Annotated in this window: 14 protein-coding genes; 4 read left to right on the forward strand and 10 right to left on the reverse strand. The window is 42.6% G+C overall.

Annotated elements, in window-relative coordinates; all coding sequences use genetic code 11:
- Nucleotides 1-124 precede the first annotated feature (124 nt).
- The 3 genes from K358_RS0108185 (at nucleotide 125) to K358_RS0108195 (ending at nucleotide 3257) form a co-directional block, all read left to right on the forward strand.
- Nucleotides 125-1102 carry an ABC transporter permease gene (locus tag K358_RS0108185; protein ID WP_027696361.1) on the forward strand — a complete coding sequence of 326 codons (978 nt, stop codon included), beginning with the start codon at nucleotides 125-127 and terminating at the stop codon, nucleotides 1100-1102.
- A gap of 2 nt (nucleotides 1103-1104) precedes the next feature.
- On the forward strand, nucleotides 1105-2049 hold the full coding sequence (locus K358_RS0108190; protein WP_027696362.1) for an ABC transporter permease: 945 nt from the start codon (nucleotides 1105-1107) through the stop codon (nucleotides 2047-2049).
- A 227-nt stretch (nucleotides 2050-2276) separates the two neighbouring features.
- Entirely contained in the window at nucleotides 2277-3257 is a 981-nt protein-coding gene (locus tag K358_RS0108195) for a Gfo/Idh/MocA family protein (protein ID WP_027696363.1), read from the forward strand.
- A 91-nt stretch (nucleotides 3258-3348) separates the two neighbouring features.
- Here K358_RS0108195 and K358_RS0108200 read toward each other — a convergent pair whose 3' ends face one another.
- From K358_RS0108200 to K358_RS0108245, 10 genes are all read right to left on the reverse strand, one after another.
- Nucleotides 3349-4482: an outer membrane beta-barrel protein gene (locus K358_RS0108200; protein WP_027696364.1), complete on the reverse strand. Its 1134-nt coding sequence runs from the start codon at nucleotides 4480-4482 to the stop codon at nucleotides 3349-3351.
- 292 nt (nucleotides 4483-4774) lie between these two features.
- The gene (locus tag K358_RS0108205; RefSeq protein ID WP_027696365.1) at nucleotides 4775-5416 is read right to left on the reverse strand and encodes an outer membrane beta-barrel protein; all 642 of its coding nucleotides are present in this window, start codon (nucleotides 5414-5416) and stop codon (nucleotides 4775-4777) included.
- Nucleotides 5417-5490: 74 nt separating this feature from the next.
- Nucleotides 5491-6645 carry a hypothetical protein gene (locus K358_RS0108210; RefSeq protein ID WP_027696366.1) on the reverse strand — a complete coding sequence of 385 codons (1155 nt, stop codon included), beginning with the start codon at nucleotides 6643-6645 and terminating at the stop codon, nucleotides 5491-5493.
- Nucleotides 6646-7125: 480 nt separating this feature from the next.
- Nucleotides 7126-9792 carry an AAA family ATPase gene (locus tag K358_RS0108215; RefSeq protein ID WP_027696367.1) on the reverse strand — a complete coding sequence of 889 codons (2667 nt, stop codon included), beginning with the start codon at nucleotides 9790-9792 and terminating at the stop codon, nucleotides 7126-7128.
- Nucleotides 9793-9930: 138 nt separating this feature from the next.
- Nucleotides 9931-10389, reverse strand: a complete 459-nt coding sequence (locus K358_RS0108220) for a hypothetical protein (protein ID WP_027696368.1) — start codon at nucleotides 10387-10389, stop codon at nucleotides 9931-9933.
- On the reverse strand, nucleotides 10386-12431 hold the full coding sequence (locus K358_RS0108225; protein ID WP_027696369.1) for a site-specific integrase: 2046 nt from the start codon (nucleotides 12429-12431) through the stop codon (nucleotides 10386-10388). The genes K358_RS0108220 and K358_RS0108225 overlap by 4 nt, the downstream gene beginning before the upstream one ends.
- On the reverse strand, nucleotides 12431-14179 hold the full coding sequence (locus tag K358_RS0108230) for a hypothetical protein (RefSeq protein ID WP_027696370.1): 1749 nt from the start codon (nucleotides 14177-14179) through the stop codon (nucleotides 12431-12433). The genes K358_RS0108225 and K358_RS0108230 overlap by 1 nt, the downstream gene beginning before the upstream one ends.
- Nucleotides 14172-15497 carry a tyrosine-type recombinase/integrase gene (locus K358_RS0108235; RefSeq protein ID WP_027696371.1) on the reverse strand — a complete coding sequence of 442 codons (1326 nt, stop codon included), beginning with the start codon at nucleotides 15495-15497 and terminating at the stop codon, nucleotides 14172-14174. Before K358_RS0108235 ends, K358_RS0108230 begins: the two co-directional genes overlap by 8 nt.
- Nucleotides 15498-15594: 97 nt before the next feature.
- On the reverse strand, nucleotides 15595-16953 hold the full coding sequence (gene gorA, locus K358_RS0108240; RefSeq protein WP_027696372.1) for a glutathione-disulfide reductase: 1359 nt from the start codon (nucleotides 16951-16953) through the stop codon (nucleotides 15595-15597).
- An 89-nt stretch (nucleotides 16954-17042) separates the two neighbouring features.
- Nucleotides 17043-17879: a 23S rRNA (adenine(2030)-N(6))-methyltransferase RlmJ gene (locus tag K358_RS0108245; protein WP_027696373.1), complete on the reverse strand. Its 837-nt coding sequence runs from the start codon at nucleotides 17877-17879 to the stop codon at nucleotides 17043-17045.
- Between the two features lie 319 nt (nucleotides 17880-18198).
- Between K358_RS0108245 and prlC the strand changes: the two genes are divergently transcribed.
- Nucleotides 18199-20253 carry an oligopeptidase A gene (gene prlC / locus K358_RS0108250; RefSeq protein ID WP_027696374.1) on the forward strand — a complete coding sequence of 685 codons (2055 nt, stop codon included), beginning with the start codon at nucleotides 18199-18201 and terminating at the stop codon, nucleotides 20251-20253.
- The last annotated feature ends 36 nt before the right edge of the window (nucleotides 20254-20289 follow it).

The following is a 20289-nucleotide window of genomic DNA, read 5'->3' on the forward strand; positions in this document are numbered from 1 at the left end:
TTATTGGTGAATAATAGGCCGTATTTTCTTCGGATTTTGATATGCGGCCTTATAAAAATAAGCTGGTTACTTCTAAGAAATATGGATCTAACCAGCATTTAATGGATTATTTAAGGGGCAAGGAATGTTAACGTTTCTGGTCAAGCGCCTATTTCAGGCACTGATAGTGATGTTTGTGATCAGTCTAGTAGCGTTTTCCATACAGGATAACCTAGGTGACCCGTTACGTGAGTTAGTCGGACAATCAGTTTCAGAAGCTGAGCGACAAGCATTGCGTGATGAATTGGGACTCAATGACCCATTCACAGTTAAGTATTCTCGTTTTGTGGTGGATGCATTGCATGGCGATTTAGGCACATCTTACTTTTTTAAAAAACCTGCGGCAGAAGTTATTTTGGATAAACTTCCTGCGACTTTAGAGCTGGTTTTTGGCGCGACATTAATCATTATCTTTTTATCGATTCCACTCGGCGTCTATTCAGCTATCAATCCCAAAAGTATTTTAACCAAAATCATTATGGGTTTTAGTAGTATTGGTATTTCAATTCCGGTTTTCTTAACCGCGATTATGTTGATGTATGTGTTCTCGATAGAGCTAGGCTGGCTGCCATCTTATGGACGTGGAGATACCAGCGATATTCTAGGTTGGGATTCTGGTCTGTTTACACTTGATGGCTTAGCGCATTTAGTCTTGCCTTGTATTTCTTTAGCTTCAATCATGTTGCCGTTATTTATTCGCTTAGTCCGTTCTGAAATGTTGGAAGTGCTAGGCTCTGAATACATTAAATTTTGTCGAGCGAAAGGCTTGGCGATGAACAAAATTTATTACCAACATGCACTGAAAAATACCATGCTACCGGTATTAACCGTAGGTGGTGTGCAGATTGGTACTATGGTGGCTTACACCATTTTGACTGAAACCGTATTCCAATGGCCGGGAACAGGCTTTCTTTTCCTTGAAGCGATTAACCGTGTCGATACACCGTTAATTACCGCTTACGTTATCTTCGTCGGTTTGATCTTCGTAGTCACAAATACCATCGTCGATTTACTTTATGGTTTGGTTAACCCAACCGTCAATATTACAGGAAAAGGAGCATAATTATGAATCAGCAAACTTCATCTGTTGTTCCTACTCGTTGGGAGCGCTTCAAACAATCAGACATCTTGTATTACTTCCTACGTGATAAAGTAGCGATGGTCAGCTTTGCGGTCTTTATGGCATTTTTTTTGGCCGCTATTTTATCGCCGTTGATCGCACCAACCGATCCGTATGATTTAACCTCGATTGATATTATGAACTCAGAACTGCCACCGTCTTGGATGGCAGAAGGTGACCCAGCATTCTGGTTAGGTACCGATGACCAAGGGCGAGATATCTTTTCAACCATTTTATATGGTTCGCGTTTGTCGTTAATGATTGGCTTTTTCGCGGTAGCAGTTCAACTGTTTTTGGGTATCATTATTGGTTTGTCAGCCGGTTACTTTGGTGGCCGAATTGATAGCTTCTTAATGCGCTTTGCTGATATTCAATTATCTTTCTCTACTATGATGGTAGCGATCATTGTTTCTGCGATTTTTAAAGCTAGCTTCGGTGGGGAATTTTATGGTCAGTATGCCGTGTTAATGCTGATTGTGATTATCGGTGTTGCTGAATGGCCACAATACGCACGTACGGTTCGTGCATCCGTATTGGCTGAGAAGAAGAAAGAGTATGTGGAAGCAGCGCGTGTAATGGGTTTCCGTTCACCTCGCATCATGTTCCGTCATATTCTACCGAACTGTTTATCGCCAATTTTGGTTATCTCAACGGTACAGATCGCCAACGCGATCATGTCGGAAGCGGCGCTGTCTTTCTTAGGCCTCGGCTTGCCAGTTGACCAACCATCATTGGGTTCATTGATTAGTATTGGTTTTAACTACATTTTCTCTGGCTCTTGGTGGATTACAGCCTTCCCTGGCATTGTATTAGTTACCATAGTGTTAGTGATTAACTTGCTTGGCGACTGGTTGCGAGACGTGTTTAATCCTAAGTTATATAAAGGCTAATAATACCCGTCGTACTTGACGTTGTAGCTTTGTTAACTGCGTTTATTCGCCCCAATCACTTAGGCAAGCTAAGCTCATGGGGCCTCATTCACTTGTCGCCTCACTACAACGCCAATTACTTTGGGTATTCTGAAATTTAGTTACTCAGCGAGATAAATTTACGTATGATGAAAACCGTAGAGGAGCAACTTCTACGGTTTTTTGTTTATTGGGAGTAAAGGAACACTATGCTACGTCTAGCCATTATCGGGACAAACTGGATCACTGAACGCTTTGTACAAGCAGCATTAGAAGTGAATGAATTTGAATTAACCGCTGTATATTCACGCAGCGAAGCGCGAGCGGCAGAGTTTGCTGCGCCGTTTAACGCTCAAGTACAGTGTTTTACCGATTTACAGACGATGGCGCAAAGTGATGCGTTTGATGCGGTCTACATTGCTAGTCCGAACTCTCTGCACTATGAACAAAGCGTGTTGATGTTAGAAAATGGTAAGCATGTGATTTGTGAAAAGCCTATCGCTTCGAATATCACTCAAGCTGAGCATATGTACCAAGTGGCTCAGCAAAATGGTGTGGTACTGTTTGAAGCATTTAAAACGGAGTACCTACCTAACTTCCAGCTTATTAATCAAAATCTTGATAAGCTAGGTAAACTGCACAAAGTGTTTATTAACTACTGTCAGTATTCATCTCGTTATCTGCGTTATTTGGATGGCGAAAATCCGAATACTTTCAATCCCGCTTTTTCAAACGGCTCAATTATGGATATCGGTTTCTACTGTGTCTCTAGTGCCGTGGCGCTATTTGGCGAGCCTGAAACGGTTAAAGCGAATGCTCACTTACTTGATTCTGGCGTTGATGCCCATGGCACAGTGATTTTGAATTACAAAGCGCATGATGTGGTGATTTCCCACTCTAAAGTTTCCGATTCAAATATCCCAAGTGAGATCCAAGGCGAAGCTGGTTCAATGATTATTGAGCACATTTCGGAATGCGATCATATTGTGTTGAAATTGCGAGGCGAGGAAGCAGTCACGCTAACCGTCCCTCAAGTCGAAAACACCATGACTTATGAAGCGAGCATTTTTGCTGAGCAAATCAAGCAAGGTAAGTTATGTGAAAACGCTAAAGCGAGAGCGTTGGGTGTATCGCGTATCAGCACAGAGGTTCGCAAACAAACCGGCGTGGTTTTCCCCGCCGATCAGTAATACCAATATAAAAAAACCTTGCTCGATTCATGAGCAAGGTTTTTATCTTCTCGAAACTCGAAACTCGAAACTCGAAACTCGAAACTCGAAACTAGAAGCGGCCATTAACCATAATGATCAGTTGACGGCGATCGCCCACCACACCAGTGTATTCCATGGCGGCAGATAAGTGTTTATTGACCGTAAAGTTGGCGCCTAGAATGCCGGCCCATTTTTCAGTATTTTCTTGGTGTACTTCAAAAGCAATGGTGTGCGGCGCATCAAAATCTTGGGTCGCTTCCATGGTTTCAAGGTTAAAGCCACCAGAAATGGTTTGGTTACTATCCATATAGCTCGCACCAGTATACAGCGCCAATTCTAGCCCATGATTGAGTTCAAAATTATAGCCGACACGTGGCTGAATATTGAGGGTACCGCCACTGACATTGGTTTTCTTCATTTTAGTTTGGGTGTATACAACAGGCATAGTATAAAACCAATCACCACTGGCACCAGCTAACATCGCACCAAGACTGTAGTTGTAACCTTCAATCTCAGCTTCAGCATTGAGGCGCCAAGGATCACCATTAAAGAGATCTGGTGGTGTATCTGGCTTTAGAGCACTACCTGCTCGACATTTAACTGGGTTCTTGGCGCAGTAAGCTTGTATGCCATCATTAATCGCAGTGGTCACAGGATCGCTAGTCACAACGCTGCCTTTTGGCATGCTCATCTTAATATCTATGGTGCCTTTAATGCGGCCAACGGTGGCAAATACATTAAGGAAAGGCAGTACCCAAGCATCGAGCTTTAATTGTGGGGTATTGGTTTTACTGCGAAATCGGTCAAAAGACAGAAAATCAATATCAACATTGGCTGGACCACCATAGCCAACCTTCATATCGCTAATCGTCTGATCTTGTTCGATATAGCTGTATAAAAAGCTGACGCCAAAAGGCAGAGGTAAATCGTAGCCATTATAAATTGCGACCTGGCCACCTATCGGTAATATTCTATCCCACACTTTATCTGAATTCGCCGGACGATTTGGATTGCTACTCGTTGTTGGTTTCGCTTGGGTTGTTTGAGTGCTTTGTGGTGTACCTGCTTTAGGTACCGTCGCGACTTCACCAATTTGGCTTGAGGCTGCATAGGCAACCGAAAACAGCACAGAGCTCAGGTAAGCGCTGATAAGGCTTACACTGTACTTGACGTTGGCAAATCTAGAGAGGGAGCGACGAGACATAGAATAAGATCCATTCATTTCTATTGTAATATTGATGAGTCATTAAGGCGTTATTTGAGGTAACTAAAATCAATGTATCGGTGTCTTAATGAAGGTATGGTAATGGATATTTACATTGATTACACACAAATTAAGCGAGCGAAAGTAATTATTTACAGTTTAGCTTAGTTTATGCCTTTTAGTTTCTAGGTATGGGGAGTTCAGCGCTATCTTACAGTTTGAATAGATAAGGTAGGAGGAAAATACGAGGACACAATTTTTCCTCACATATTGTCTAATAAATCTGGCGAGGTTAGTTAGATACTCGAATATAAAAGCCAATATGACCATCGTGGTCTTCATAACTGGCTCTGCCACCCAGCGCAATGTTTTCAGTGAAGTAGTAGTTCATTTCAGCTGATGTTTGTAGATAAGTACGGTCGTAGGCGTATTTAGCGCCGATGTCTGCACCCAATTCAAGGTTACGAGTTAGGCTATAACGTAAGCCTGTTAAGCCTTTCACACCAACACTGTGGTCATCATAATCAATGCCGACAACTTCTTCGGCAGTTGAGCTCGTTTCACGATCTTTGTACCAGTCATAACCCAGTTCGCCACCGACAACCCAATCGAGTGAAGGGTTGATTGGCATGCGATATAACGCACCAAACGCGACATCACTTTGGCTAAACTTGGAATCGTAGGCATTATCACCGGTTGGAAAATCACCATCATTAAGGAAGTAGTTCTGATAATGGCCCGTGAAGATCCAGTTCTCATTGATCATATAACTGCCACCTAGCTTAATATCCAAGCCATCGGTTTGCCAACCGGCACCAATCTGCAAATTATTATAATTATACGGCGAGTCGTAGGCGCGATAATCTGGATTGGTTAAGCTCGTTATCGGCGTTCCTGTCCAATACGAGAGCATGGAAAAAAGCAAAATGAACATAGTGGAGTCTGGTTCCTAGATACGGTATTTAAAATTTTACGCTAATGTTTAATACAAAGACTAGTTAAAAACGATTAAAAGCGAGTATTAAACATAAATAAAAATTGCTTACGATCTCCACCTAAACCCGTATATTCCAGATCAGCTGATAAGTATTGATTAACATCTAGGGCTAAACCAATGATTCCTGCCCATGGCTTTTGGTTTTCCTGATGTACGCTAAATGGCAAGCTGTTATCGGCATTGATATCATCAATCGCTTGTCGTTTATCTAGGCTAAAACTACCGAAAATATCTTGGCTGGTTTTCATATAACCGGCACCAGTATAAAGACTTAACTTAGTTCCGTAGTCTAAATCAAAACCGTAGCCGACCCGTGGTTGAATGTTGATGGTATTACCATCGACGGTGGTTTTTTTCATGCGAGTTTGAGTGTAGCTCACTGGCATAGTGTAGAACCAGGGGCCAGATGCACCGGCAATCAAGGCACCAAAAGTGTAAGTGTAACCATCGAGTTCTGCAGTGGCATGAATAGGATAGTCACGGCCTAAAGCTCCAGATAGTTTAGATCGGAAAGCACGACAAGCCGCTCCGGCTACTCCAGGCTTACAAGAATTGATGTGATTACTTACTTGATCGAGTAAGCGGCTACCACCGATGTTCATATCTAAATCCGCTTCACCTTTCAGTTTACCTACTGTGGCAAACACATTTAAGAATGGTAGCACCCAAGCATCAACTTTAACTTGCGGGGTTTTGGTATCAGTATAGAAGTTATCAAAGCGAAATAAGTCGGGGTGAATATCGGACATCGGAATGGATAAATTGCCTCCGAGAGAGTTGGCACCCACTTGGATATTGCTGATGTTTTGATGCTGTTGCACTTGGGTATATAAAAAGCTAATCCCAAAAGGTAACGGCAAATCATAGCCATTATAGATCGCTTGCTGACCACCAAAGGGTAGTACATGGTCCCAAACGCGCTTGTTTTTCTCGGCAGCTGTCGGTGGCTTATGAACATTACTCGAAACTGTAGGAGAAAGAAGGAGGGCGTCATCCGCAGTAGGTTGATGAGTTGCTTCATTACTAGGCTGATTTTCAGCCAGCATGACACTGGTGTTCGTTTGCAGAACTTCCGCGTAGGCTGGTGTAATGCAGGCAAGTGCAGCCCCAAGCATCGAAATTAATCGAGACATTGTTTTGGTGGCGGAAACAAAAATTGGTTTCATTTGATGATGTCTTTTTTATTATACGTATAAAAAGCAAAAAACTATCTTAGTTATCCGTACGAGATATCAGTGAGGAAAAAGGCTCACTGACAATGAATCATCCTAATGCATTGGTATTGCGATATTGAAACCTGGGGGTATCAGGTAATTTGAGTCAAGGTTGTCGATAATAATAGGTGGCGTCTAAATTAACCTTACGACTACTGGTGTTATATTACACACTTGGGCAGTAAGTGTCACTGTTGTGATGAATATCACTGAATTATAAATAAAAAAATCCCCGCCATTTTTAGCGAGGATTCTAGATAATAAGTGAAGATATAAGACTATCTCATGGTATCGATCTACTAACACAGGTTGGCTCTGTAAAAAATCTGGAAAGTTCTATGTGATAAGGTTTGGTGACCTTTTCCAGAAAAGTAGAGAAATATCTCCACTTTTCCTAAAATACTGAGCTGTAGTATACCACTTTCCAGAGTTTTATCTATTTGGCCTTAAGTCTAGCTGATCAATGCCTTCTAACGTTTGGACAACTTTTTCAACTTGTTCGCTATCAAAATCATCACGATCAGCTTCTTCATGCGTCCCTTTGTTAAGGTAAGTCCAAACTAAGTTATTTTCGGGAATGCCCAGAATATGCGTATAAGCTGTGATGAGAGGAGCTTTGTTTGGATGTTCGAATGTTCTGGCGTCTCTTAGGTTTTTGCATATGGCATTGCACAGATCTCTTAAAGAAGGCTCAGCTCCTGCGCCAACAATCATCAGCTTTAGTACACCATGACCATGACTTCCAAGCCATCTCCATACTTTTTCCGATATCATTTCTAAAGCTTGTCTTGACGCAGATAGAGCATCTCTATCATTTAAAACATCTTTTGCAGCTCTAGCCTTGGCAATGTAATTAGCGCTTGGGATATTACCTACAACTCTCGGCTGGTAGTTTCCATTGTGATGGCGGAGCACATAAACCTTACAGTCATTTCGTTTTTGGACGGGCAAGTGTTGTTGGATATCTTTAATAAACTCATTGCTATGGCAAGTAACAATCAATTGATGCTCTTCAAAATTATCACTTTCAAATATTGTTTCTCGAATCCCGCCTCTATGATCGTGATCTATTGCATTGATAGCATCATCAAACACAATTACAGGGCATCCTATGCTTTTGGCTTTCGCTAGCAAAATTGCTAGCCCTAAACAGCGAATATGTCCTTCACTAAGGACATGTAGAGCATCGACACTGTTCTCTAGATTACCTTTAAAACAAATTTCAATCTTTCCATTTCCGTCTATTGGGAGGTGTAATGCTGCAAGCTTATCTTCCTCACGATCACTACGATTAAAAGAGTTGTATAACTCCATAGTAGCTTCATTTAGTCCTTCCATTAACTGAGCTGGAAGCTCTGACCTGTACACCTTAAGTGCCTCAAGGAATTGGTCATAACAAGTTTTGTATGGGCGATCTCTTTCAATATTGGCTTTTTCTTGCTCAGCAAGAGCGATCAATTCAGCATTTGCTTCATCAAACTCTTCAATACGCCGTTTCGCGGCCTGTAATTCGTTTAAGAGTTGTTGTCGCTTAAGGTCTTGTGCTTGAACGCGAAGCTGATACTGGATTAATGTTTGGCGTTCCTCAATGTGTATTTGACGTTGTTGTTCAGCTAGCTGTGACTGTTCATCCTGCTGAGATATTAGTCCTACAATGCTATATAGTTGGCTTAGAAGGCTGTTATTTAGTCTGGCCTCCTCTGTTTTTGGGTAGATATCTAGCCACCATATATCTGTTGGTTCATCAGGAAGTTGTTCTAAATACTGCTTAAGTGGGGCAAAATCTTTACTTTCGCCGTTAAGGAATGAATGGATAGTTTTTAGTGTATTACGAAGCGTTCTAGAGGCTCGCTCTAGCGCAATTTGCTTTTCCTGCTTTTGCTCTTGCAGAACTGTCAACTCCCTTAATTGTTCTAGCCCACTAGTCGCTTTTTCAAATGGGTTTTCTCGTACACTTGATTCTCCTGTTAAAGGTGTATTGCAAGCAGGACATCGGTCACCAGTTATTTCTTGAAGCTCTAGAATAGAATTGTAGAGAGCTTTATAAGAAACTTGGTCGCTCATTGTGTGGAGGGCGGTCGTGATTTCATTAAGGCTATCACTTAGGGTCTGGACGCTATCTAGTGTTTCACTGATTTTTGGGAGTGTTAGTCCAATTTGCGCAGGAGGAATAGTTTCAATTAGTTGATTCAGTTCATGTATGCGACTAGGTTTTTCGTCTGAGCCAATCAGTAGCTTTAAAGATTCGTATGTAGTCTCATCACTATAGGTAAGTGCTAGTGCCTGTTCTTCATTTGTTAGGTTAGCAAGTGAAGCTGCCTCATTTGCAACAAGTGCTTGGTCAGCAGTAAGAGTAGCTTTACGAGCGGTGAGAGTCGTTTGGTGTTCATTGGTGAGTACGAGCTGCCCATCAATACTCTCGTTGAAATGGCTTACAAAATCGCTGAATTGATCCATTCCGAATAGAGTGGCTATCAACTCCGCACGCTGTCCGTTGGGGCGTGCTGCCATTCTAGAGAATGAGTCGATGCGATTTCTTTCAACAAAACAGAATCGGTAACTTTCAGGATTAGAAACGACGTTTACTTCCTCACCCTCATGATTGATGGCAGTTAGTTGCGGCACCTCGAATCTATTTTCAATGACATTCTTTAAATATGTATTTGCAGCAATACGTTTACTACCAGCCTCTTCCACTTCACCCAGTAAAGCATACTCAAGTCCTTCACAAAGGCTGGTTTTTCCACTTCCATTTGGGCCATAGAAAAGGGTTATCTGCTTCGATAAATCAAATGGTTCTGGAGTACGAAAACCTCGAAATGGCCCAAGTGTTAAATTATTTAATTTAGCCCATGACCATTCACTTTTTTCGTTCTCAAGGGTGATTACTGGTTCATTATCTTCAGCCGCTTCAAGTGCGCCGCGCATTAGCTCTACAAGATAGATAGATCGGCTACTTCGGTGTCGCGTAGTTTGAGATAGCTCGTCAAAATTACGAAGAACAAGATTTGCTAGCTTACGCACGCTGCTAGGTGTATTTTTGTCTGGTTGGTGAAGCCATCGAACAAATTGCTCGAAGTCTTGCTGACTAGATGCCATTGTGAATCCTATACTGAACGAATTTCATATTTCAGGTCAGTATAATTCTCCATCAATGGCATATATACCTGTTTTAATGGCTTTTGTGATAGTTGGCCTCATTTGACAATTGTTGTGACTCAACGAATATTGATATGTCTATTTGATAGATATCACCTGACTTCGTCTTAATGTTGCAAGCTGCTCTCGAAGATCCGCATTCTCATACTCCAACTCATCAATACGAGCCAATGCCTGCACTAGCTTGTCGTTCAAGTGATGCTGTGCCGCTGCAAAAAGAGCTAGCTTCTTGCGTTCTGCTTCGTACTTGGCCTTGTAGTTATCCTTGATGCGCTTTTGCTCTTTGAGCTTGGTGCGTACAGTCTGGATCTCTGGTTGGACTATTTCACCTTTGCCTGTCGCAATTTCAGCTTTGGTTTGCTTAACTTTTTCCACAAACTCAGGGTAATAATAGCCGCTGCCATTACCTAGGTTAGCTTCTTCCTCTACAGCTCTCACACTGAGCTTACGGTGAGTAGGGATACGCTTAGGCTTGCCTTGTTTAATTCGTTCTAGGGCAGCCTCTAATACTAGTCGTGTATTTTCGCTCTTACTCATAAATTCGCTACCTTCAAATCAGGTTCAAAAGGCGTGAAGGGCATATCAAAGTCAGCCATGACTTTTTCAGCAGCCCTTACTTGAGTTATGTAGTGGCTCTGTTCACTGACTGAAATATCTTCATCCGACTTCATGTAGGCCACTAAACGACGATGTTTTTTTTGCCACCACTTGGCTTGCTGTTCATCTATGATGCTGCTACCAGACCCACAGTCCACACAGAATTGGGGGGCGACCACACCGTTCATATCGCAGTCATAACCAGATTTGCAATAGCTATGCATTGAACCATGCAGTGTCAACTTACCATCCTTTACGGCTTTATAGATAACATCCCATGAGCTATAAATAGTCGGTACATCCCCTCGCATTTTCATGATCGCTTTGCCATAAGTGCCCGATAGTTTTTCATCTGAGTGCCATTGTTTAAAGATTTTATTTGTGGTGGTTTCAGCATTAATTTCATCGAGTGCCTTTTGCACTTGCTCGTCAACTTTCAGATCCCGTAGGCTCGCCAGCCTCCCACCATTGGTATACCACTCGGTCATCGCGAGGTATAAGTGCTTGAACTGTTGTTTGAGCGCTACTAATGTCCCTAGGCGGTTCTTAATGCAATAAAAGGCCAAAGTGCGCCTAAACTGATGAGTTGTCATGTGCCATGGATTTCCAACTGTTACGTCTTTTTTTACACGGTTGAATGCGTGAGGGTTTGACTCAAGGCATTCTGCAAAATCCTCTTCAGTTACAATGAAATTGAACTGCTTACAAAAACGCTGTAGTCGGTGATTCCAGCCTGTAATTAATGTGGGGGGCTTGGAGCGGTATGATTTATTTACCCAAATAGAGTCTTTGTATTTTTTATCTGGATAACTAACTTCCTTCCGCCATTCTTCAGTTAGTGTGGTCATTAACTCTATTGCAGTTTTAGAAGATGAAGCGGTAACCCATGTTTCTCTTTTATGCCCTAACTTAAAAGTATGAGATTGCAGCATGTGGAAGTCACGCCCTTCAAAGTTATCTTTGTAATAACTTTTAGGTGTTAGTTTATCGATTTCGGAATCTCGCATACCGCTAAAACCGCCACAGATAATATAGCAAGCATTGGTTAGTTGACCCCAGTAGCGTTTAAAGTCCATTCCATTTTTTAACTTGATACTTGGTATTTTAGTGGCTAATGGTTCGACAAGGTCTTTAACTTTGCGGGGTTGTAACTCTTGAGCTGCGGAAATGTATTTTCGTTTATCGAAGCTACCATCTTCACCCATGAAGGAATAACGGTTCCCTTGCTTTATTTTTTCTTCAAGATTACGCACCCCCTCGTCATAGTTATGCTGTAGAGACTTCTCAATATCTAAAATCAATTGTCTATGTGGGTGAGCACTATTGATCAGTTCTATAGCCTTTCCATAAATGGCATCACATAGACGTCCAGGTATAACAAGAGTTTGTTGTGCTTCATTTGAATTTATCCGTCTTGCTTCAATATTTGACTTTATTGGATTAAGGCCAAGCTCAAGTTTGTGCCATGACTCATCATTTATGGCGGTATTTATTGCCACGAAAGTAGACTCGATGGTTCCTTGGGCATAGCTACATTTTTGCAAGAAGCGCTCAAACTCAGCCCAAACAACAGGTGAGCCAAGATCTTTCAATGAATTATAGTTACTCTCCATCAAGAAACTATAAGCTACCTTTATACTACTTAGTCGAGTGCGAACACTTGAGAACTTTACTGCTTTTTTTTGTTTAGGGCTTTTATTGAATAACCAGCCAAAAGTCAGCAACTTAAGTTCTCGCTGTAATTTAGGAGCACATTCAAATTCCTTTGTGTTTAGATTGTTCTTATCTTTCTTTCGAGAGAAAGGAAAGCAATCCCAATTGTTTTGCCCAAAGGTAGCAGTAACGTTGCCCTTTTTGTCTTTGCAGATGACGACTGCATCTAACTCTTCAAATCGTCCCTCATGGCAGAGTGTAACTACGTCAACGTCTTCAACTTTATGTTGCTGTGGAAAATCGGGTAAATAGAGCTTAGATGTATCCACTATCCTACCTCGGCCATTGAGTTTGGAATTAACCCTAAAACGGAATCACTGTCATCCCAAGCGGGGTGGTAACCATCATCGTCGAGCTTGGTTTCTGCCTGCCTCAATAACCGCTTATTGATGTTCGGCAGTATTTTTTGCTTAATGAACTGCACGATATCCTCAAAGTTTTTTCGGTAATGGCTGGCATCTAAATGAAGGTAAAGTGACTCCTCAATGCAGGCCTTGAATGAGAGAAGACACCAGATATCTGAGACCGACTGCACAATGATTTGGTCAGGGCAGCCAAAGCACCCCAGTAGGTCGGCACAGGCTAATCGCTCCCCCTTCTTGGTAAGCCCTTGCGCTTGAGCTTTCTTGGTATACTTTCGTGACTTTTCACCGAATGGGGCAGCGCAGCTACCACCATTCGAGGTACGACTCAAATTGGGATGGTTAATCTTGTTCTCTTCCTCTATGACCAGTACCTTAATATTGAGGTTTTCTTGTGCTTGCTGAGTACTAACCCCGCTCTTGATCTGCTCCTCCCGAATTAACAGCGTATCTTGCATCATGCCGTTATTTATCTGCTTATTTCCCTCGCTGTAGTGACGTCTGCGGGTGTTGGGCGTGTTGTTAAGCATGAGGTTATTAATCATTTCTCCTTGATGATATGAGGTTAATTGAGAGCCTGTCTCTCTAAAACGGCTAATGACAGGACGTAATCGTCGTCCTAGTTGGTCGGTAAAGCTAAAGTGTTTTTCAACCCAGATTTTTGTGAAGGCTTGTAGTGTTCTCGATGTTAAGGGTTTTGCTTTTTGGAAGGTCACTGTTTGGATCAGTGTGGCGTCGTTATTTGCATTTATTATTTTTGAAGCATTAATTAGCTTATCGAAAAAATCTAATGCATATTTGGGTACTTCCAACTCATGAGCTCCCATCTCAACTTGGATAGTTTTAAAAGCACGACGCTTGAATGCTGGCATGGTGTACCATGCTTCCCCCGTAGACATTGAAGCGTTATTTGGTTGTTTTAGTTGAAGTAAATTACTGGTGTTAGTATAGGTGTAATACGCCAAAAGATATGTAGCTGCACTCATCATTTTTGAAATACCGGCACACAAAGGATACACCTCGCCTTTCCACTCAAATGTCATCGTAGGAACGACTCTCCATGCATTAATATGTTTGTCAGGAGCTTCGATAAACTGCTTGTAAGTCTGTTTGAAGACTTGTCTTAAAAAGGGGAGAAGTTTGTTTAAATCACTGCGCGTATACGATTCAAAAGATTCAGTATCTCTGCTATCCATTATCACTACATTATCAAAGTAGCTATGTGGTAACTCTAGATACTGCGTAAAGAGTGCGTTCATTTTGCTATGCTTTATCTTATATGTACTGCTCTTTAGTACTCCCAACATGACGTTGTTTTGCAGTTTAGACATATACTGTTCAAGTGATTTTTGGGTAAATGCTGGCGAATTAATTGCGTCGCATAACTTGAGGTACCTAGAGGTTTCCAAGAATATGGAGTGGAGCCAACAACTGCTACTACCTTCTTCAATTTTTTCATCAAATCGGTCTTTTAGCTGAAAGATGAAACTTTTTCGACCAGCATCTTCAAACTGCTCTCCTCGTTGTAACCGCTCAGTTTTAGGAACCCCTTTGAAGAAAAAACGATTGAAATCGGCGAGACAATTTTCACCCATAATGCTTAGATTAATGCATAGCTCAGGCTTCCAATTACTTAGGTAAGTGAGGTTACTCATCGTCATCTCCTAGCGCTTCGTGCATGATGCTATCAAGGATGCCAAATTTCACCTTGAAGGCTTCTTTGCGTTTTAAGTAACGCAAGTATTTCCAAGTGGTACTTTCGTCTTTATGTCCCATCCAGCTCATTAGCAGCTCCATACACTCAGTTACGGGCAAATTCGCCGCTAACATATCATTGAGTCGATAAGTGCCATAAGTGGCACGTAAATCATGGAAGCGATGGGCAAATGATGGCTCTGCCCGTTTTATTTCTGCCCTGAACTCAATCCATCGAGCTTCAATGGATTTACCCGTAGCAGGATTACCTTGTTGGCTAACAAAAAGTGGTTCGTGACGATCACAACGCTCTAGTATTTCAATGGTCTTTTGGGTAAAGCTGACAGCATCGCTTTGTAATTGTTCGATTTTCTCGTTAAGCCTAGTAACACGCTTAAGGCGGCGTTCTGAAACTCGATACTCATTCAATGATTGGAGCAAGTCCGATGAAATCTCGACAGTCCGAGTTTTTAGGAACTTGGTTTGTACGCCTGTAGAGCGGGGGCATAACAGAATTTCAAAGCGATGTTGACTCTCAGCAAGTGGAGTTGCAGTATCTAACGCATCTAGTGTTAGGGTTGCTACTTCTTCAACCCGCATGCCTGTATCAGTCGCTAGCAAGGCTTGTAAGCGCAACTCTTCAGACGTTTGTGGAAGGTACTGCGTTAAAATACCAAGAGCATCACGGCTTAAGGGGGATAGTGGCCTGATGTTTCTACTATCTGCATCCCTCGGTACTTTTATGCGTAAATCACTGGTCTCAACAATGAAAGTTGGAGAGACGTGGGCAAGCATCCCACGATTCTGAACAGAGACGAACTCCATTTTGAATGGAGCTTCCTTCTCACTCTTTACGCGTAAGTAACCATCATGCATTAGCCACTTATAATAATTGACGATTTGGTTCATACGAACACTGGCAGTGCTGTATGCAAGCTCGCCTTGCTTTATTTGCTTGAGCAGGTGAGAGCGGTATAGGTAAGTCGGTTTGAGCCTCTTTACTGGTGGGAATCCATCCCAGCGAAGTTCCTTGTCCTCAAGAAATTGGTAATAGGCACGTAGAGCCTGTGCGCAAGGAGATAAATCTTCTGCTTTCTTTACAGCCTTGAGATAAAACAGGTAGCTATTGGCTTCGTGATTGAATACACCATCTTGCGAAAAGAGGGTTGGCAGCGAACCGATATTGTCATTGGAAGGGAGGCAATGGAATGTACCATTGTCCAGTTTTTGTAGCTCAGTTTCTTTGAAAACATCGCTGGAGTGTACAAGGTAAGTCATAAATCATCCTGAAAAATATCACTGCCCATGTATACAGTATGGACAGTGATTGATTATTTTCCAGATTTGTTTACGTGTGTAAGATGTTTTTCCTACACTAACCCCTCATGGTAACAAATTCTTCCGAACCAGTTGGGTGAATCGCGACGACAGAATCAAAATCTGCTTTGGTTGCGCCCATCTTCATTGCTACGGCAAAACCTTGGATCATTTCATCAACCGTGAAACCAATGCCGTGTAGGCCAACGACTTTCTCATCGTCACCGGCACAAACCAGTTTCATCTTGCATGGTTGACGGTGTGACGTGACTGCGGTGTACATCGCAGTAAAGCCAGAGGTGTACACTTTCACATTGTCTTCGCCGTATTGCGCTTTTGCATCTTGCTCGGTTAAGCCAATGGTGCCGATTGGTGGGTGGCTAAATACTACGGTTGGCACTAGGTTGTAATCCATCTTAGCGTCGGTTTTACCGTTAAATAAGCGCTCAGATAATTGACGACCGGCTTTAACGGCTACAGGCGTTAGTTCAATCCCGCCTTCCATGATGTCACCCACACAGTAGATGCCTTTAACGTTGGTTTCTTGGTATTCATCCACTTTGATATAACCGCGATCGTTAGTTGCAACGCCAGTCACATCTAAGTTAATGGCATCGGTTGCTGGATGACGACCAATTGCCCAAATTAGGGTATCAACGTTTTGGCTTTCACCATTTTCTAGGTGAAGAGTAATGCTACCGTCGGCTTCTTTTACCACTTCTTTCGGTACAGAGTTAGTGTGTAGCGTAGGGCCTTCGGTGTTCATCACTTCAACTAAAGTATCGACAATCATAGGATCGAAGCTACGTAGTGGCGATTCTTTACGAACAAATAGGTGAGTCTCAGTGCCTAATGCGCTCAGTACGCCAGCAATTTCAACCGCAATGTAACCTGCGCCTACCACAGCAACACGTTTTGGTTGTTCGTTTAACTCGAAGAAGCCATTTGAATCAATGCCGTGTTCAGCGCCAGGAATGTTTGGAATGGTTGGACGGCCACCGACAGCGATCAGAATATGATCAGCCGTGTATTGCTCGCCATTAACTTCAACGGTTTTCTCATCGACAAACTTAGCAAAGCCGCGGATAACATTGATTTTGTTATTGCCTAATACGCGGTCGTAAGATTGGTGAATACGGCCAATATAGGCTTGACGGTTTTCTACCATTTTGGCCCAGTTAAAGCTTTTTAGCTCAACATCAAAGCCGTAATCTTTTGAGTACAGGTTAATCGCTTCCGCTACTTGCGCGCCGTGCCACATCACTTTCTTAGGTACACAACCTACGTTGACACAAGTACCACCCAGATCTTGAGCTTCAATCAGTGCCACTTTTGCGCCGTACATGGCTGCGCGGTTAGCCGATGCAATACCGCCACTACCGCCACCAATACAAATGTAATCAAAATGCGTTGTCATTCTGTTCTCCGTAACCTGTTATGTCTGTCTTTATTTATTTAATGAGGGTAGCAGATGGATTATGCAACCCTAGTTCAATTTATTACTGTTTATTCTGGAACAATCCACTCAACTTTATGATGACCAGTACTTGGCGCGATTGCCTTCTGCAGCATAGGTAAAATTTCGGTCATTTGGCTTTCGAGTTTCCATGGAGGATTAATCACTATCATGCCTGATGCGGTCATACCGCGCTCAAGACTATCGGCAGAGACGCCTAATTCAATTTGTAAAATGTTACGAATATCGAGTTTTTTAAGATCGGCAATCATGTCATCAATCGTATGACGATAAACCACAGGATACCAAATGGCATAAATACCGGTCGCCCAGCGTTTATGGCTTTGTGCAATGGCTCTCACCACATCTTGGTATTCGTGAGCCAACTCATAAGGCGGATCGATTAACACTAAGCCGCGACGCTCTTTCGGTGGCAAGCTGGCTTTTAAGTGCTCAAAACCGTCTTTTTGATGAATGCTCACCTGGCGATCGCGATGAAATTCTTGCTCTAAAAGCGGATAATCACTCGGGTGAAGTTCTGTTAACACCATGCGGTCTTGATTACGTAAGTGAGCACGTGCTACGCGTGGAGAGCCCGGGTAGTAACGCAGTTCGTCACTATCATTTAGAGCTTGGATTGAATCTAAGTAGCTAGTCACTTCTTCAGGTAAATCTTGTCCCCAAATGCGCGCGATGCCTTGTTTGTATTCACCGGTTTTTTCTGACCATTCGTGAGTTAAGTCGTAGCGACCCACACCAGCATGCGTATCATGGTAAACGAACGGCTTATCTTTTTGCTTTAAGGCATTCAAAATTAAGCTTTGTACTATGTGTTTTACCACATCGGCATGGTTGCCAGCGTGAAAACTATGGCGATAACTCAGCATGGTTTATCTCTTGAAATTGGGTCAATATTACCGTCTATGATACCGAATATTATTGAGCCTTGCCTGATAAAAGAAAGCCCAAAGCAGTTTTTACTTTCAGCGCCATTGAAATCTAGTGAGTTAGCCTACATTTATACCTAAAGAAAAGTTTCTAAATATAGAAGAATCACTATCCCCAAAGTAATTGGAGTTACAGTGAGGCGACAAGTGAATGAGGCCCCATGAGCTTAGCTTGCCTAAGTGATTGGGGCGAATGAGCGCCGTCAACAAAGCTGCAACTTCAAGTACAAAGGGGATACACGAATTAAGGAAAGCATTCATGTTTAATCCGTTACTCTTGTTCGTCGAATCTAAAGATGGTTTACCACCGTTTTCTCAAATTAAACCAGAGCATGTCCAACCTGCTGTAGAGCAAGCAATTGCTGATTGCCGCGCTCAAGTTGAAAAAGTACTTGCTGGTGGCGCAGAACCAACGTGGGATAGTCTTTGTGAACCATTAACGGAAACCGATGATCGTTTAAGTCGTCTTTGGTCACCGGTCAGTCACTTAAACTCGGTTCAAAATAGTGAAGAACTACGTGAAGCTTATGAAGCCTGTCTGCCACTATTGTCTGAATACGGTACTTGGGTTGGTCAACATAAAGGACTGTACGAAGCGTATAAAGCGCTTAAAGCCAGTGATGAATTTGCTAGCCTCAATACTGCGCAACAAAAATCGATCACCGATGCATTAAAAGATTTTGAATTATCGGGTATTGGTCTACCTGCCGATCAACAAAAGCGTTATGGCGAAATCAGCAAACGTCTATCTGAACTTGGCTCTAAGTTCTCGAACAATGTGCTTGATGCCACCATGGGTTGGACTAAGCACATTACCGATGAAGCAGAATTAGCCGGTATGCCAGAATCTGCAATGGCGGCAGCAAAAGCCAATGCAGAAGCGAAAGAGCTAGACGGTTGGTTACTAACGTTAGAAATGCCATCTTACATTCCAGTGATGACGTATTGTGATAACCAAGCATTGCGCCAAGAAATGTACGAAGCCTTTGTGACTCGCGCGTCTGATCGTGGTCCAAATGCGGGTAAGTGGGACAACACAGAAGTGATGGCGGAAGAATTAAAACTTCGTCATGAAATCGCACGTCTGCTTGGTTTTAGCTCTTATGCTGAAAAATCGTTAGCTACCAAAATGGCAGAAACCCCAGCGCAAGTTTTAGAGTTTCTTAATAACTTGGCGACTAAAGCCAAACCTCAAGGTGAGCGTGAAGTTGAGGAGCTACGTCAATTTGCTGAGCAAGAATGTGGCGTCACTGAATTAAACCTGTGGGACATTGCATACTACAGCGAAAAGCAAAAACAAAAACTGTTCCAAATTTCCGATGAAGAATTACGTCCATACTTCCCTGAATCAAAAGCGGTATCTGGCTTATTTGAAGTATTAAATCGCGTCTTCGGCATGACAGTGACTGAAAAAACTGGCGTTGATGTTTGGCATGAGTCGGTACGTTTCTTTGAAATCACCGATAGCCAAGGTCAATTGCGCGGTAGCTTCTACTTAGATTTATACGCTCGTGAACACAAACGTGGTGGCGCTTGGATGGATGAGTGTCGTGTACGTCGTACGCTGGCTGACGGTTCAACTCAATCGCCAGTGGCTTACTTAACTTGTAACTTCAACAAGCCAGTGGGCGATAAACCTGCCTTGTTTACGCATGATGAAGTGGTGACTTTATTCCATGAATTTGGTCACGGCATTCACCACATGCTAACTCAAGTTGAAGTGGCAGCGGTATCGGGCATTAACGGCGTTCCTTGGGATGCAGTTGAGCTACCAAGTCAGTTCCTAGAAAACTGGTGCTGGGAAGAAGAGGCGCTATCGTTTATTTCTGGTCATTACCAAACGGGTGAGCCGTTACCAAAAGAAATGCTAGATAAAATGCTTGCTGCGAAGAACTTCCAATCGGCAATGTTTATCCTGCGTCAGTTAGAGTTCGGTTTATTCGATTTCACGCTACATTCACAATACGACCCAGAAGTTGGCGCGAAAGTGCTAGAAACGTTGGCGGATGTGAAATCCAAAGTCGCGGTATTACCAAGCCTAGAATGGAACCGTTTCTCGCATGCCTTCAGCCATATTTTCGCTGGTGGTTATAGCGCGGGTTACTACAGCTACTTGTGGGCTGAATTGCTTTCAAGTGATGCTTATTCACGTTTTGAAGAAGAAGGTATCTTCAATAAAGAAACCGGACAAAGCTTCTTGAATAACATCCTAGAAATGGGTGGCAGTGAAGAGCCTATGGAGCTCTTCAAACGCTTCCGTGGTCGTGAGCCGAAAATTGATGCGTTATTGCGTCATGCGGGGATTGAGGGATAAAATAAGAAGGCCTGATAGTAAAATATCAGGCCTTAA

The organism is Vibrio litoralis DSM 17657 (genome assembly GCF_000426765.1).
In the GTDB taxonomy this organism is placed as follows: Bacteria; Pseudomonadota; Gammaproteobacteria; order Enterobacterales; family Vibrionaceae; genus Vibrio; species Vibrio litoralis.